Source organism: Cupriavidus sp. GW822-FHT02D05, from assembly GCF_058802485.1.
Genome location: NZ_JBXAOE010000011.1, coordinates 42974 through 58585 on the forward strand (window position 1 = coordinate 42974; position 15612 = coordinate 58585).

Annotated in this window: 12 protein-coding genes and 1 pseudogene; 8 read left to right on the forward strand and 5 right to left on the reverse strand. The window is 66.5% G+C overall.

Annotation, left to right across the window (positions count from 1 at the left end; translation table 11 throughout):
- The first annotated feature begins 37 nt into the window (after positions 1-37).
- The 3 genes from puuE (at position 38) to AC1RQK_RS16110 (ending at position 2837) form a co-directional block, all read left to right on the forward strand.
- Positions 38-988, forward strand: a complete 951-nt coding sequence (gene puuE / locus AC1RQK_RS16100; RefSeq protein ID WP_492374132.1) for an allantoinase PuuE — start codon at positions 38-40, stop codon at positions 986-988.
- A 44-nt stretch (positions 989-1032) separates the two neighbouring features.
- On the forward strand, positions 1033-1551 hold the full coding sequence (uraD, locus tag AC1RQK_RS16105; protein WP_309408741.1) for a 2-oxo-4-hydroxy-4-carboxy-5-ureidoimidazoline decarboxylase: 519 nt from the start codon (positions 1033-1035) through the stop codon (positions 1549-1551).
- 200 nt (positions 1552-1751) lie between these two features.
- Positions 1752-2837 carry a porin gene (locus tag AC1RQK_RS16110; RefSeq protein ID WP_492374109.1) on the forward strand — a complete coding sequence of 362 codons (1086 nt, stop codon included), beginning with the start codon at positions 1752-1754 and terminating at the stop codon, positions 2835-2837.
- Between the two features lie 95 nt (positions 2838-2932).
- On the opposite strand, the gene AC1RQK_RS16115 is transcribed toward AC1RQK_RS16110, so the two are convergent.
- Positions 2933-3193 carry a hypothetical protein gene (locus tag AC1RQK_RS16115; RefSeq protein ID WP_492374133.1) on the reverse strand — a complete coding sequence of 87 codons (261 nt, stop codon included), beginning with the start codon at positions 3191-3193 and terminating at the stop codon, positions 2933-2935.
- On the opposite strand from AC1RQK_RS16115, the pseudogene AC1RQK_RS16120 reads away from it, so the two are divergent.
- Positions 3080-3463: pseudogene (locus tag AC1RQK_RS16120) on the forward strand (MFS transporter); the annotation flags it as partial. The gene AC1RQK_RS16115 and the pseudogene AC1RQK_RS16120 sit on opposite strands and share 114 nt — an antisense overlap.
- 63 nt (positions 3464-3526) lie before the next feature.
- Here AC1RQK_RS16120 and AC1RQK_RS16125 read toward each other — a convergent pair.
- The gene (locus AC1RQK_RS16125) at positions 3527-4408 is read right to left on the reverse strand and encodes a LysR substrate-binding domain-containing protein (protein WP_492374108.1); all 882 of its coding nucleotides are present in this window, start codon (positions 4406-4408) and stop codon (positions 3527-3529) included.
- A 150-nt stretch (positions 4409-4558) separates the two neighbouring features.
- Between AC1RQK_RS16125 and AC1RQK_RS16130 the strand changes: the two genes are divergently transcribed.
- Positions 4559-6118 (forward strand): MFS transporter, encoded by a 1560-nt coding sequence (locus AC1RQK_RS16130; protein ID WP_492809832.1) that lies wholly within the window; start codon positions 4559-4561, stop codon positions 6116-6118.
- Positions 6119-6198: 80 nt separating this feature from the next.
- On the opposite strand, the gene AC1RQK_RS16135 is transcribed toward AC1RQK_RS16130, so the two are convergent.
- Complete coding sequence (locus tag AC1RQK_RS16135) at positions 6199-7311, reverse strand: aromatic ring-hydroxylating dioxygenase subunit alpha (RefSeq protein WP_492374106.1); 1113 nt, start codon at positions 7309-7311, stop codon at positions 6199-6201.
- Positions 7312-7655: 344 nt separating this feature from the next.
- Between AC1RQK_RS16135 and AC1RQK_RS16140 the strand changes: the two genes are divergently transcribed.
- Positions 7656-7901 carry a hypothetical protein gene (locus AC1RQK_RS16140; protein ID WP_492374105.1) on the forward strand — a complete coding sequence of 82 codons (246 nt, stop codon included), beginning with the start codon at positions 7656-7658 and terminating at the stop codon, positions 7899-7901.
- A 133-nt stretch (positions 7902-8034) separates the two neighbouring features.
- Here AC1RQK_RS16140 and AC1RQK_RS16145 read toward each other — a convergent pair whose 3' ends face one another.
- Both AC1RQK_RS16145 and AC1RQK_RS16150 read right to left on the reverse strand, forming a co-directional pair.
- Positions 8035-10356 carry an NADP-dependent malic enzyme gene (locus AC1RQK_RS16145; protein ID WP_492374104.1) on the reverse strand — a complete coding sequence of 774 codons (2322 nt, stop codon included), beginning with the start codon at positions 10354-10356 and terminating at the stop codon, positions 8035-8037.
- Positions 10357-10618: 262 nt separating this feature from the next.
- Positions 10619-11245: a DUF4136 domain-containing protein gene (locus AC1RQK_RS16150; protein ID WP_492809991.1), complete on the reverse strand. Its 627-nt coding sequence runs from the start codon at positions 11243-11245 to the stop codon at positions 10619-10621.
- A 330-nt stretch (positions 11246-11575) separates the two neighbouring features.
- Between AC1RQK_RS16150 and pepN the strand changes: the two genes are divergently transcribed.
- Positions 11576-14275, forward strand: coding sequence for an aminopeptidase N (gene pepN / locus AC1RQK_RS16155; RefSeq protein WP_492809835.1), 2700 nt, complete (start codon positions 11576-11578; stop codon positions 14273-14275).
- A gap of 134 nt (positions 14276-14409) precedes the next feature.
- The gene (locus AC1RQK_RS16160) at positions 14410-15426 is read left to right on the forward strand and encodes a class 1 fructose-bisphosphatase (protein WP_416047949.1); all 1017 of its coding nucleotides are present in this window, start codon (positions 14410-14412) and stop codon (positions 15424-15426) included.
- Positions 15427-15612: the final 186 nt, after the last annotated feature.

Genomic DNA, 15612 nt, shown 5'->3' on the forward strand with positions numbered 1-15612 from the left:
GGCGGCCGGCACAGTTTCCTGAAGAACCATGACCCTGATGACAAGCCACAACTATCCACGCGATCTGATCGGTTACGGCAGCCAGCCGCCGCACGCCCGCTGGCCGGGCGGCGCGCGCATTGCGCTGCAGTTCGTCCTCAACTACGAAGAGGGCGGCGAAAACAACGTGCTGCACGGCGATGCCGGCTCCGAGCAGTTCCTCTCCGAGATCATCGGCGCGGCGGCTTACCCCGACCGCCACATGAGCATGGAGGGCGTGTACGAGTACGGCTCGCGCGCCGGCGTCTGGCGCATCCTGCGCGAGTTCGAGCAGCGCGGGCTGCCGCTGACGATCTTTGGCGTGTCAATGGCATTGCAGCGCCATCCGGACCTGACCCGCGCGTTCGTCGAGCTCGGCCATGAGATCGCTTGCCATGGCTGGCGCTGGATCCACTACCAGGGCATGGACGAAGCCACCGAGCGCGAGCACATGCGCATCGGCATGCAGATCATCAAGGAGCTGACCGGATCGCTGCCACTGGGCTGGTACACCGGCCGCGACAGCCCCAACACGCGCCGCCTGGTGGTGGAGCACGGCGGGCTGCTGTACGACTCGGACTACTACGGCGACGACCTGCCCTTCTGGACCGAGGTGGAAGTCACCGGCGGCGAAAAGAAGCCCCACCTGGTGGTGCCCTATACGCTCGACTCCAACGACATGCGCTTTGCCACGCCGCAAGGCTTCAACACCGGCGAGCAGTTCTTCCAGTACCTCAAGGACGCCTTCGACGTGCTCTACGCCGAGGGCGATCCGCAGGGGCTGGATCGCCCCAAGATGCTGTCGGTGGGCATGCACTGCCGCCTGCTGGGCCGCCCGGGCCGCATGCGCGGGCTGCAGCGCTTTCTCGACTACGTGCAGGGACACGACAAGGTCTGGATCTGCCGGCGCGTGGATATCGCGCGCCACTGGGCCGAAACCCATCCCTACTCCGCACAGAACCACGCCTAAGCCGAACCATAAGCCGAACCATAAGCCGAACGATAAGCCGAACCATGAGCCAGACCTACACCCTCGACCAACTCAACGCCATGCCGGCCGCCGACTTCATCCAGGCGCTCGGCGGCATCTATGAACACTCCGCGTGGGTGGCGCAGGCCGCCGCCACGCAGCGCCCCTTCGCCCATGCTGCCGCGCTGGCCGACGCCATGCGCGCCATCGTGGACGGCGCGGGCGATGCCGCCCAGATCAAGCTGGTGCGCGCCCACCCGGAGCTGGCCGGCAAGGCCGCCGTGCGCGGCGAGCTGACCGCCGAATCCACCCGCGAGCAAAGCGGCGCCGGCCTGGACCAGTGCTCCGCGGCGCAGTTCGAGCAACTGCAGTCGCTCAACCGCCAGTACAACGAGAAATTCGGCTTCCCCTTCATCCTGGCGGTGCGCGGCTACGACCGCGCCGGCATCATCGGCGAGTTCGCAAGGCGCGTGAACAACGAACCGGCCGCGGAGTTGCAAACTTGCATCAACCAGATCCACCGCATTGCGCAATTCCGCCTGAACGACTTAGTATCCGGCTGAGCCAAAAAAGCAGCGGGTTCGTTAGCCCTGCCATACCTCTGATTTACCGCTGACTTACCCACGCTGCTGTAACGGGCATTGCCCGGACCGAGCCCAGGTCCGGCGCCTGCCCGGCACGAAGAAAAACACCAGAGCTAATAGAACCCGTCAGGGACCCAGTACACAGAGAACGCAACGGATCAACCACGGAGAAACCCACAATGCATAAGCAGATCAAGCCGGCCCTCAAGCTGGCAGCGATGGCGGCAGCCCTTTTCAGCGGCGCGGCCATGGCGCAATCCAGCGTCACGCTGTACGGCCAGGCCGACATGTTCGTCGGCGGCGTCAAGAACGTCGGTGCCGCCAACCGCGCCTATGTCGCCAATTCGGGCGGCATGCAGACCTCGTACTGGGGCATCAAGGGCACCGAAGACCTCGGCGGCGGCACCAAGGCCATCTTCGACCTGAACGGCTTCTTCCGCACCGACAGCGGCTCCTCGGGCCGCTTCAACGGCGACTCGATGTTCAGCCGCAATGCATTCGTGGGCCTGCAGAACGACAAGCTGGGCACCATCAAGCTGGGCCGCAACACCACGCCCTTCTTCGTGTCGACCATCCTGTTCAACCCGCTGGTCGACTCCTACGTGTTCTCGCCGATGGTGTTCCACACCTATTTCGGCGCCTCCACGGCCCGCGTGAACGACCCGGGCATCATCGGCGATTCGGGCTGGAACAACTCGCTGCTGTACTCCACGCCGAACTTCGGCGGCCTGACCGCCAACGTGATCTACTCGTTTGGCGAGAAAGCTGGCGCCACCGGCCAGAACAAGTGGGGCGGCAACCTGATGTACTTCAACGGCCCGTTCGCTGCCACGCTGGCCTTCCAGCAAGTCAAGTTCGACAGCACGCCGGGTGACGTGACCGCGTCGACCAGCCCGCTGCTGGTCGGCTTCAGCAAGCAGAATGCGGTGCAGGGCGGCGTGAGCTACGACTTCAAGATCGTCAAGCTGTTCGCGCAAGGCCAGTACATCAAGTCGGACATCAACAACAACGTCAACGGCGACATCAAGCACACCAACGGCCAGGTCGGCGTTTCGGTGCCGGTCGGCAATGGCAATATCCTGGCGTCCTACGCTTACGACAAGACCAAGAACTCGGTCGCGGACTTCAAGCGCAACACGGTGGCAGTCGCCTACGACTACAACCTGTCCAAGCGCACCGACGTCTACGCCGCTTACTTCTACGACAAGATCACCGACCTGTCGCACGGCGACACCTTTGGTGTGGGCCTGCGCCACAAGTTCTGACGCTTTCCCCTTGCCAACGGGAACGGATACCCGTCCTCCCGCCCAACAACCCGCCCTTGTGGCGGGTTTTTTTATGCCCCGCCGGCGCGCCGTGCTCAGGCTGCCAGCAGGTTGCCGGCGATGAAGTCCACGAAGGCCCTGAGCTTGGGCGACAGCTGGCGACTGGACGGCCACAGCACGCGCAGCATCGTGCGGTCCTGGTTGTAGTCGTCCAGCACGCTGACAAGCGTGCCTTCGTCCAGCTGGCGCCGATCAGCGAGGGGCTGGGGGTATCCGAGGCGCTTGCTGGCCAGTTCGTAAGCCTCTACGCCATCGGCTCGCTGGTGGCGGCCATCCCGCTCACCGCGGCCACGCAAGGCTGGCGCCGCCGGCCATTGCTGCTGGCAGCGCTGGCGGGACTGCTGGTCTTCAATACGCTTACCGCGCTGGCGCCCGGCCACGTGATGGCACTAGTGGCGCGCTTCCCGGCCGGCATGGCGGGCGGCCTGACCTGGTGCATGCTCGCGGGCTATGCGCGGCGCATGGTGCCGGATCACCTCAAGGGCCGCGCACTGGCCGTGGCCGGCGTCGGCGCGTTCCCGTGGGCGCTGCTTGTCTTGCTGGTTGTGGGGCTGCTGATTGCGTGGGCCTCGCGCGGGCATGGGTTCCCGGCGCGTCCCGGCGTGGCCTAGCGCGCGGCGCTGCGAGCGCTAGGGATTCTTGAGCCGCCGGCCGGGCTTGGGCGGCGGCGCCTGCAGGCTCACCAGCAACCGCCCGAACTCGCGCGCGGCCGGCGTCTTCTCGCCATCGCTCCAGATCAGCGCAAAATCCGCTGCAGGCAGCGCCGGCAAGCCGTACTGGCCATCGACCACCTTCATCCCCGGCTTCAGGTCGCCGCGGATTTGCACCGAGGCGCCGAGCCCCGCCAGTACCGCGGTGCGGATGCCCTCCTGGCTTGGCGAAGTAAACGCCACGTGCCACGGTATGGAGGTGCCCTCCAGTGCCGCCACGCCCACCTGCCGGTTGACGCACGGCGAGGGCGACAGCGCGAGCGGCAACGACGCACCCGGTGCGATCTCGAAGGCCTGGGCGGCGGCCCACACGAACTGCGTCTGCTGCAACACCGTGCCGCCCTCCCCGCCGGGCGCCGACAACACCACGGCAAGATCCAGTTCGCCGGCCTTGATCATCGCGCGCAAGTCCAGGTAAGTGCCCACGCTCACATCGAGACGCACGGCGGGGAATGCCCTGGAGAACCGTGACAGCAGTTGCGGCAGCCGCTCGCCCAGGAAGGTTTCCGGCACGCCGAAGCGCACCACGCCGCAAACGGGAGAGGGCTGGAACCGGCGCGAAAGTGCATCGAGCGAGGCCAGGATCTGCTCCGCGTGCTGGAGAAAATCGTTGCCGTCCTCGGTCAGGGTCAGAGTGCGTGTCGTGCGGTGCAGCAGCGGCCGGCCCACCTGCTCTTCGAGCCGCCGGATCTGATGGCTGACCGCGGACTGCGTCAGGTGCAGCCGCTGCGCCGCGCGCGTGAAGCCGCCGGTTTCCTTGACGGCGACAAAGGCCCGCAGCAGTGTCGGATCGAAATCCATGGTCCCTTATTTATGATGAACGCTAATGAATCGGAAGAAATTAGATCATTTCTATCATGGCGAGGACTCGCCCACAATGTGCGCCAAGACCGGCGTCGAGCATGACGCCATCCGTTCCCCGCAACCGGATTCGCCTGGAAAGCACCATCGATGCGCCTCACTCATTCCCGTAAAAACCAAATGGCATTGGCCGCCGTCTGCCTGGCCGCGCTGATGTTCGGCCTGGAGATTTCCAGTGTGCCGGTCATTCTGCCCACCCTTGAGCACGTCCTGCACGGCGGCTTCGGGGACATGCAATGGATCATGAATGCCTACACCATCGCCTGCACCACTGTGCTGATGGCGGCCGGCACGCTGGCCGACCGCTTTGGCCGCAAGCGCATGTTCGTCCTCGGCATTGCCTTGTTCGGCATCGCCTCCCTGATCTGCGGCCTGGCGCAAAGCGCCGCCGTGCTGATTGCCAGCCGGTTCCTCCAGGGCATGGCCGGCGGCGCGATGCTGATCTGCCTGGTGGCGATCCTGTCGCATCAGTTCCAGGAAGGCAAGGAACGCAGCAAGGCCTTTGGCGCCTGGGGCGTCGTGTTCGGAATCGGCCTGGGTTTCGGGCCAATCGTTGGCGGCATGATCGTTGCCGTATCCAGCTGGCAATGGGTGTTTCTGGTGCACGTGCTGCTGGCCATCCTGACCTTGGCGCTGGTCTTCGCGGGCGTGGAAGAGTCGCGCGATCCGCAGGCGGGCAAGCTCGATATCGCGGGCATCGTCACGCTGTCGCTGGCCGTTTTCGGCCTGGCCTACCTGATCACGCAGGGACCGGAGGCCGGGGTTTCCCGCGCCGCCGCGATCGGCATGACGGCCGCGACGGCGGCCAGCTTCGTGGCTTTCCTGCTTGCGGAAAAACACAATCCGAATCCGATGTTCGATGTTTCGGTGTTCCGCAGCCGGGACTTCTCGGGCGCGCTGCTTGGCTCCATGGGCATGAACTTCAGCTTCTGGCCATTCATGATTTACCTGCCGCTTTATTTCCACGGCGGCCTGGGCTACGGCAGCGTGACCGCCGGTTTGTCCTTGCTGGCTTACACGCTGCCCACGCTGTTGTTTCCGCCGCTGGGAGAGCGGCTTGCGCTGCGCTACGGGGCCGGCAGGGTCATTCCCCTGGGCTTGTTCACGATCGGGCTGGGCTTCATGCTGATGAAGCTCGGCAGCAGCCTGGCGCAGGCGAGCTGGCTCACCCTGCTGCCGGGTTCGCTGCTGGCCGGCATCGGCCTGGGCATCACCAACACGCCGGTGACCAACACCACCACCGGCTCGGTTCCCAGCAGCCGCGCGGGCATGGCCTCCGGCATCGACATGAGCGCGCGGATGATCTCGCTGGCGGTCAATATCGCGTTGATGGGATTCATCCTGGTCGCAGGGATCTCTGCGTATCTGAAGCGTGCCTTTCCGGGGGCGTTCGATGCGTTGCAGTTGCGCGCGCTGGCGCAGCGCATTGCCGCGGGCAACCTGGATGCGCCCGGTGACGCCTTCGCGCAACTGCCGGCCCTGGACGCGTCCGGCGCCGCGCTGCATGCGGCGCTGGTCCATGGCTTTGGCTGGGTGATGCTGTATGGCGGGATTGGCGCCTGGGTCCTCGCCTTGCTCAGCCTGATGATGTTCGCCCCCGGCAAACGAGGGCATCAGGCGGTTGCCGATCCCGCGGGCCGCTGCGCTTAGAAGTCCGCCGCCATCGCGAGCTGGAAGGTGCGCGGCGTGCCCTGCGTCAGGTAGCCGCCGCAGGTCGATGCCCGGTACGTTCAGCCGCCTCCCCGGGTTGGCACGCCGGCGATGGCCCAGGCCGACGATTCACGCCGTGCCGGGCACGGAATCGCGCACGCCTTGCGCCCCGCGAACTCGCTGGCCACGCGGGCCAGGTCGATCTCCCAGCCGCGCGCTTCGAGCGCCTTGAGCGTCTTGCGAAAGGCGATCTGCAAGCCGTCCGAGCGCACCGACACTTCCTCCTGCCAGTCGTCGGGCGTGTGCTGGGGGCAAACCCGGGATAGCACGGCATGGTCCTGCTCGAAGATGCGCAGGTTGCTGCGGCGGGTGCGCGCGTCAAGCAGCGCGCTCTTCATGAAGGTACGTCCCATCATCCACAGGGTGCGCGTGCGTTTGGCGTCGACCGGCAGGTGCGCCGAAACGATGCGGATCTCCCAGCCGGGACGGGGCTCGAGCCGCAGCGTGGTGCACGGCCCGGAGAAGTGGTAGCCCGGCGTGGTGTAGACCGGCACCCGGCCACCCGCTGCCCCGCGGGCGAGCCACGCCGGCCATGAGCGGCGCCGCGGGCGGTACATGCGCATGCGCGCCTCGCCCTGCCACTCGCCTGCCTCTACCGTGAAGTCGTCGATCTCGGGATGCGCGGGGTCGCCGAAAGCCGTGCCATGCACGAATGGCGCGTGGGCAAAATCCAGGCCGTTCTCCATCACGCGGTCCCAGCTGGCATCCCAGTCGAAATGCCCGCGCACCAGCCGGAAACGGGGATCCTCGGCCCAGGACAGATCCGGCAGCGGCGGCCGCTCCGCCGGCGGCAGGTCTCCCAGGAAGGCCCAGACCCAGCCAAAGCGCTCCACCGTCGGGTAAGCGTCCACCCGCGCCCGGGTGGGCACCCGCAGTCCCGGCTGGGCCGGGATATGCGTGCAGATGCCATTGCCGTCGTAGCGCCAGCCGTGGTACGGGCACGCCACGTCGCCGGCCACCACGCGGCCATGGCTGAGCGAGCCACCCCGATGCGCGCAAACGTCGGACAGCACGCAGGCCAGGCCGGCGCTATCGCGAAACAGCACCAGCTTCTGGCCCAGCGCGGTCACCGTGACAGGCTCGGCACGCACATCCGTTGAGTGGCCTAGCACATACCAGAGATTCTTCAGCATGGGGATTGCCTTGAGGATGGCCGCGAGGATGGCCAGGGGTCGCCAGGTTCGCGAGATTGCCCTGGCGCCGAGGGGAGCCTCGCCGCCGGACCGGCGGCGCATTGCACGCCTCGCGCCCGCTGCTGGGCAGCGCGCGCCGCACCATGGCGGTTCGACCGGTTTGGGCGCCGCTGGTTTCGCCGGTGCCGCGACGCAGCATGGATTTGCTGCAGTGCGATAGAGATAGACTACCGGATTTCGGGATCGAAAGTCGCTGCTTAATAGGGCGATTCAATTGGCGGGCCTGCGCCTGCGTGCCTAAATTTAGGTTCCAGGCAACAAGACGGCAACGGACGAGGTGACTCATGCGGCGTGATGCAAAGACCCGGTCGGAGTTGATGGCCATCCTGAACCAGTTCCTCAACAACAATCCAGAGTGCGGCGAGTGCGAACTGCACGCCATGCGAGTTCACCAGCCCGACCACACCGGTTGCAACTGGAGCGCGGAAGTCGATTTCCCGCGCGAGGAGGACGACCATTTGCCAACCCGGCTGGCAGCAGCCAAGTCCATCATCGTCGTGATGCGCGAGCAGTACAACATGTTGCAATAGCGGCAACGGGATCAGGGCGGGACAGGTTTTCCGGGCCGGCGGAACTGCTTCACAAGCCGGTCAAAAAAAACGGGGCTCCAAAGGAGCCCCGTTTTCATTGGGTGGCGGCCGGCAAGCCGGCCGCGCCGCCGGATCAGCGCACCGCGTTGGCTTCGGCCACCGCTACCGCCGTCATGTTGACGATGCGGCGGGTGGTAGCTTGCGGGTTGAGAATGTGCACCGGCTTGGCCGCACCCAGCAGGATCGGGCCAATGGTGACGCCTTGCCCGCCCGTGATCTTGAGCAGGTTGAAGGCGATGTTGGCTGCATCCAGCGTCGGCATGACCAGCAGGTTGGCGCTACCGGCCAGCTTGGTGCCCGGCAGGAAGTGGCGGCGCACGTCCTCGACCAGGGCGGCGTCGCCCTGCATCTCGCCCTCCACTTCCAGGTGCGGTGCCTCGCGGGCCAGGATCTCCTGGGCCGCGCGCATCTTCCTGGCCGACGGGCGGTCCGACGAGCCGAACATCGAGTGCGACATCAGCGCCACCTTCGGGTGCTGGCCAAAACGCGCGATCTCCTCGGCGGCCAGCTGCGTGATGGCGGCGAGTTCCTCCGCGGTGGGATCGTCATTGACGAAGGTGTCGGTGATGAACAGCGTGTACTTCTCGAGCATCAGCGCGTTCATCGCGGCGAACACCTTGGCGCCTGGCGCCAGGCCGATCACGTCCCGCACATGCTCCAGGTGGGCTTCGAAGCGGCCCACGGTGCCGCACAGCATCGCGTCGGCGTCGCCCATATGCATCAGCATGGTGCCGATCAGCGTATTGGAGCGGCGCAGCGCCACCTTGGCCATGTCCGGCGTGACGCCGTCGCGGCCGCGCAGCGCGTGGTAGGCCTCGTGGTAGGCACGGTAGCGCGGGTCGTCTTCCGGGTTGATCAGCTCGAAGTCCGTGCCGGCCTTCAGGCGCAGGCCGGCCTTGTCGATGCGCATCTGGATCACGTGCGGGCGGCCGATCAGGATCGGACGGGCCAGGCCTTCGTCCACCACGGTCTGCACCGCGCGCAGCACGCGCTCTTCTTCGCCCTCGGCATAGACCACGCGCTTGGGCGCGGCCTTGGCGGCCGTGAACACCGGCTTCATGATCAGGCCGGTGTGGTAGACGTACTGGGTGAGCTGCTGGCGGTAGGCTTCCAGGTCCTTGATCGGACGGGTGGCCACGCCGGATTCCTCGGCGGCCTTGGCCACCGCCGGCGCGATCTTCTCGATCAGGCGCTGGTCGAACGGCGTCGGGATGATGTAGTCCGGGCCGAACTTCAGTTCCTGGCCACCGTAGGCGGCAGCAACGGCGTCGTTCAGCTCGGCTTCGGCCAGGTCGGCGATGGCCTTGACGCAGGCCAGCTTCATGGCTTCCGTGATCTTGGTGGCACCGCAATCCAGCGCGCCGCGGAAGATGTACGGGAAGCACAGCACGTTGTTGACCTGGTTCGGGTAGTCCGAGCGGCCGGTGGCGATGATGCAATCCGGGCGCGCGGCCTTGGCCACTTCCGGGCGGATTTCCGGCTCAGGGTTGGCCAGTGCCAGGATGATGGGCTTGTCGGCCATGGTCTTGACCATCTCGGCGGTCAGCACGCCGGCGGTCGAGCAGCCCAGGAACACATCGGCGCCATTGACGATGTCGGCCAGGGTGCGGTTCGAGGTGTCTTGCGCGTAGCGCGCCTTGTTGGGTTCCATGTTGGCGTCGCGGCCCACATAGATCACGCCCTTGGAATCGACCACCGAGATGTTCGAGCGGGTCACGCCCAGGCTCACCATGGTGTCCAGGCAGGCGATGGCCGCGGCGCCAGCGCCCGAAACCGCCAGCTTGACCTTGGCGATATCCTTGCCGACCACCTTCAGGCCGTTGAGCAGCGCCGCGCCCGAGATGATGGCGGTGCCGTGCTGGTCATCGTGGAAGACGGGGATGTTCATGCGTTCGCGCAGCTTCTTCTCGATGTAGAAGCACTCGGGCGCCTTGATGTCTTCGAGGTTCACGCCGCCGATCGTCGGCTCCAGCGCGGCCACGATCTCGACGATCTTGTCCGGGTCGTGCGCATCGAGCTCGATGTCGAACACGTCGATGCCGGCGAACTTCTTGAACAGGCAGCCCTTGCCCTCCATCACCGGCTTGCCGGCCAGAGGACCGATGTCGCCCATGCCGAGCACGGCGGTACCGTTGGTGATCACTGCCACCAGGTTGCCACGCGAGGTGTACTCGGCGGCCATCGCGGGATCCTTGGCGATCTCCTCGCAGGCGTAGGCCACGCCCGGGGAGTAGGCCAGGGACAAGTCGCGCTGGTTGGACAGCGCCTTGGTCGCGTTTACCTGGATCTTGCCCTTGGTCGGGCTGCGGTGGTATTCCAGCGCGGCCAGGCGCAATTGCGCTTCAGGACTGTTGGGGGCATGTTGCGGTGCATCACCGCCGGTCTTGCTGGTCATTATGCTCGTCCAGGAAGTGGCCCTGCCAGTGCCCGCCGAGGCTGCGCCGGTCGTATCCGGCGTGGCTTGCCGGAATCTTCCATTGCAGCTTTCAAAGACGGGCTCCGGCGGCTCGGGCCGAAAAATCGAGCCGTCATTCTAGCTCACCCAAGCCCGGCGCGAAGCCCCTCCCACTGGGGCATCCGGGGATTTAAGGCTTTTCGCCGGGCAATTCAGTTTTTACCACCGCACAGGCAATGCCTTGCTTGTGGCTTGCCACCTGCTACTTGTCATTCGGGTCCAGCGGCAATATCACCCGCCGTGGCCGGCCGCTCTCCGCCGGGAACTGCACGAAGGCGCTGCGGATCAGGTAGGGCATCGCCGCCTGCAGGGACGACCCCTCTGCGCGGTGGTTCGCCGTGACCTGGTAGACCCGGCGGCCGCTGGCGGCATCCTTGAAGAATACGCGCAGCGTGGACTGGGTGACCGGCACATCGCGCACCGTGGTCACCGGCGGCCAGTAGCCCGGGCCACCCCAGCCGTACGGGCCCCAGGGGCGGTAGTAAGGCCCCCAGTAAGGGCCGGGATAAAAGCCGGGGCCCCACGGGTCGACGTAGTTGGTCTCCTGGATCCGCATCAGCCGCGAGTTGCTGTCGTACTCCATGCTGACCAGGTAATGCGCCTGTGGCCGGGCCACCTGCTCGAAGCCGATTCCGGAGAGCGCCTGCGCCAGCCACTGCTCATAGGTCTGGTCCTCGAGCTGCGTCTGCTGGCCGCCGGTGCGATCGAAGGCATAGGTGCGCGGCGGATCGTTCTGCCAGTCGCCCTGGCGGAAGGCCGTCACCTCGGTGGTGACGGTGCTGGCGCAGCCGGACAGCAGCGCCACGCCGAGCAGCGCCGCGCCCGCCATCAGGCGGCTGCCGCGCCAGCCTTCGCCGGCTATCCGGCCCCAATCCTGACCAAGCTTCACCAGCTTTCCGAGCGTTGCCAGCCATCGTTTTGGCATCATGCCCCTCATCGATTCGTTGTCCGTTGTGTGACTCTGACCGTGCCGGGCCGGCGGAATTCCGTCCCGATCGGCCACCAGCGCCGCGCGCCCGAGCCGGGGCGCCCGCGCTTGGCTACAATGGGTTCTTCAGTGCCGTGGCACGCGGCCCGGCAGCGCCTTCCGCCCTGCCCGCCTGCCGTGACCATGGTGACCATGCCGCCCCAAGTGGCCCTCAGAGGACAGGATTCCTTCATGCTGCGCACCGACACGCCCGTTACCGTCCATCGCAAAGACTATACTCCGCCGGCCTTCGCTTTTGAGCACGTCGACCTCACCCTCGAGCTCGACCCGGCGCGCACGGTGGTCACCAATATCCTGCGCTTCACGCGCCAGGCACCCGGCCCGCTGGTGCTGGCGGGCGAGGCACTGGAGCTCGTCGGGGTCCGCCTCGACGGCAAGCCGCTGGAAGGCGCGCAGCAGACACCCGACAGCCTGACGCTGCCCGAGCTGCCCGCGCAAGGCACGCTGGAAATCGTCACCGCCTGCCAGCCGGCCGCCAACACGTCGCTGTCCGGCCTCTACGTTTCCAACGGCAACTTCTTTACCCAGTGCGAAGCCGAGGGCTTCCGCAAGATTACCTATTACCTGGACCGCCCCGACGTGATGTCGACCTTCCGGGTCACGCTGCGCGCGCAGCGCGCTGCCTACCCGGTGCTGCTGTCCAACGGCAACCTGATCAGCGAGCGCGAGCTGCCCGACGGCCGCTTTGAGGCCGTCTGGGAAGACCCGTTCAAGAAGCCCGCCTACCTGTTCGCGCTGGTGGCCGGCAAGCTGGAATGCATCGAGGAGCGGATCCAGTCCGCCTCCGGCAAGGAGAAATTGCTGCAGGTCTGGGTGGAGCCGCAGGACCTGCCCAAGACGCGTCATGCCATGGATTCGCTGATCCACTCGATCCGCTGGGACGAGCAGCGCTTTGGCCTGGAGCTGGACCTCGACCGCTTCATGATCGTCGCCGTGGGCGACTTCAACATGGGCGCGATGGAGAACAAGGGCCTCAACATCTTCAACACCAAGTACGTGCTGGCCAACGCCGAGACCGCCACCGATGCCGATTTCGGCAATATCGAATCCGTGGTCGGGCATGAGTACTTCCACAACTGGACCGGCAACCGCGTGACCTGCCGCGACTGGTTCCAGCTCTCGCTCAAGGAAGGCCTGACGGTGTTCCGCGACCAGGAATTCTCAGCCGACATGATGGGCTCCGAATCCGGGCGCGCGGTCAAGCGCATCGAGGACGTGCGCATGCTGCGCCAGGTACAGTTCCCCGAGGATGCCGGCCCCATGGCGCATCCGGTGCGCCCCGACAGCTACGAGGAAATCAACAACTTCTACACCGTGACGGTGTACGAGAAAGGCGCCGAGGTCGTGCGCATGTACCAGACCCTGCTAGGCCGCGACGGTTTCCGCAAGGGCATGGACCTGTACTTCCAGCGCCACGACGGCCAGGCCGTGACCTGCGACGACTTTCGCGCCGCCATGGCCGACGCCAATGGCCGCGACCTGACGCAGTTCGGCCGCTGGTACAGCCAGGCTGGCACGCCGGTGGTCGCGGTGCGCACCGCGTGGGACGCGGCCACCGGCACCCTGGCGCTGACGCTGTCGCAAACCAGCCCCAAAGTCGGCATCGAGACGCGCCCCGGCACGCCGGACAAGCTGCCCTTCCATATCCCCTTCGCACTGGGCCTGATCGACGCCAGCGGCGCCGACCTTGCGCTGCAGCTCGAGGGTGAAAGCCAGCCCGGCGCCAGCACGCGCGTGCTGGATTTCACCGAGGCCGAGCAGACCTTCCGCTTCATCAACCTGCCGCGCGGCGCCGAGCCGCCGCTGGCGTCGTTGCTGCGCGACTTCTCCGCGCCAGTCATCATCGACGCCGAGTACAGCGAAGCGCAGCTGACCTTCCTGCTCGCGCACGACAGCGATCCGTTCAACCGCTGGGAGGCCGGCCAGCGCCTGACCACGCGCGCGCTGCTGCAACTGGTGGCCCAGAGCCAGGCCGGCCGCGAGCTCCACCTCGACCCGGCGCTGGTGGCCGCGCTGCGCACCGTGCTCAACGACCAGCAGCTCAGCCCCGCCTTCCGCGAGCAGGCCCTGACGCTGCCGGCCGAGGCTTACCTCGCCGAGCGCATGGGCGTGGCCGATCCGGCGGCCATCCATCGCGCCCGCCAGTTCATGCGCGAGGCGCTGGCGCGCGCGCTCAAGGCCGACTGGCTGGCCGCGTACGAGGCCAACGCCACGCCGGGCGCCTACAGCCCCGATGCGGTGTCCGCCGGCAAGCGCGCGCTGCGCAACCTGGCACTGGGCTACCTGGCCGACAGCGGTGACGCCGCCATGCAGGCGCTGGCAGAAGCGCAATACATGGCCGCCGACAACATGACGGACCGCTTCGCCGCGCTCAGCGCCATGGTCAACACCTTTGCCCCCGGCCGCGAGGCCGCGCTGGCCGATTTCTACCAGCGCTTCGAGCAAGACCCGCTGGTGATCGACAAATGGTTCTCGCTGCAAGGCACGCAGCGCGGCACCGTAGGGCCGCAAAGCGCCGGCCACAAGGGCAAGCACACCATCGACACGGTGCGCGCGCTGATGCAGCATCCCGCCTTCAACCTGCGCAACCCCAACCGCGCGCGCTCGCTGATCTTCAGCTTCTGCGCGGCCAACCCGGCCCAGTTCCATGCCGAGGATGGCTCGGGCTACGCGTTCTGGGCCGAGCAGGTGCTGGCGCTGGACGCCATCAACCCGCAAGTGGCGTCCCGCCTGGCGCGGGTGATGGATCGCTGGCAGAAGTACGCCCTGCCGCTGCGCGACCGCATGCGCGCCGCGCTGGAGCAGGTGGCGGCGGCCAGCGACCTGTCCCGCGACGTGCGCGAGATCGTGAGCAAGGCGCTGGCGCCGTAAGGCAGCGCCGGGCTGGCCGGGGCGCGGCTGGCAGCACCGCGCCCCGGCCCCGCCGACAGTACCCCACAGGCCGGTGGCATTGGCCTGGCGGGCTGGCGCCCATGTAGAATTGCGGCCATTCAAGGAGAATCCCCATGAGTCGCATCAGCCTCACCCGCTACCTGGTCGAGGAGCAGCGCAAGCACAACACGATCGAGCCCGAACTGCGGCTCCTGATCGAAGTGGTGGCGCGCGCCTGCAAGGCCATTTCCAACTCCGTGAGCAAGGGCGCCCTCGCCGGCATCCTCGGCTCGGCCGGCACCGGCAACGTGCAAGGCGAAACCCAGCAAAAGCTGGATGTGATCGCCAACGAAGTCCTGCTCGACGCCAATGAATGGGGCGGCCACCTCGCCGCCATGGCGTCCGAGGAAATGGACAGTTTCTACGAGATCCCGAACCGCTATCCCAAGGGCGAATACCTGCTGCTGTTCGACCCGCTCGACGGCTCGTCCAACATCGACGTGAACGTGTCGATCGGCACCATCTTCTCGGTGCTGCACATGCCCAAGCCGGGCCAGACCGTCACTGAAGCCGACTTCATGCAGGCCGGCAGCCGCCAGGTCGCCGCCGGCTACGCCGTGTACGGCCCGCAGACCACGCTGGTGCTGACCGTTGGCAACGGCGTGCACATGTTCACGCTGGACCGCGAGGCCGGCAGCTTCGTGCTGACGCAGTCGGACGTGATGATCCCGGAAGACACCAAGGAATTCGCGATCAACATGTCCAACATGCGCCACTGGGCCCCGCCCGTGCGTCGCTATATCGACGAATGCCTGGCCGGCGACGAAGGCCCGCGCGGCAAGAACTTCAACATGCGCTGGATCGCCTCGATGGTGGCCGACGTGCACCGCATCCTCACGCGCGGCGGCATCTTCATGTACCCGTGGGACAAGCGCGAACCGGAGAAACCCGGCAAGCTGCGCCTGATGTATGAAGCCAACCCCATGGCCATGCTGATCGAGCAGGCCGGCGGCGCGGCCACCAATGGCCATGAGCGCATTCTCGACATCCAGCCGGAAAAGCTGCACCAGCGCGTGTCGGTGATCCTCGGCTCGAAGAACGAAGTGGAACGCGCAACCCGCTACCACCAGGAAGAGAAAGCGGCCGGCTGATCGCTGGCGGCTTCATCGACGAAAAAGGGACGCCGCGGCGTCCCTTTCTCTATTGCGTCTATCGCGCCCGTGCGGCAACGTTGCGCGGCGGCCAGGGCGTAGCGGACGCGCCCAGTACCGGCTTGCCAAGCAGGGGCGTCGACAATGCGTAGGCGCCGTTCTCGGTGAAGGCCCAGAGGATATTGC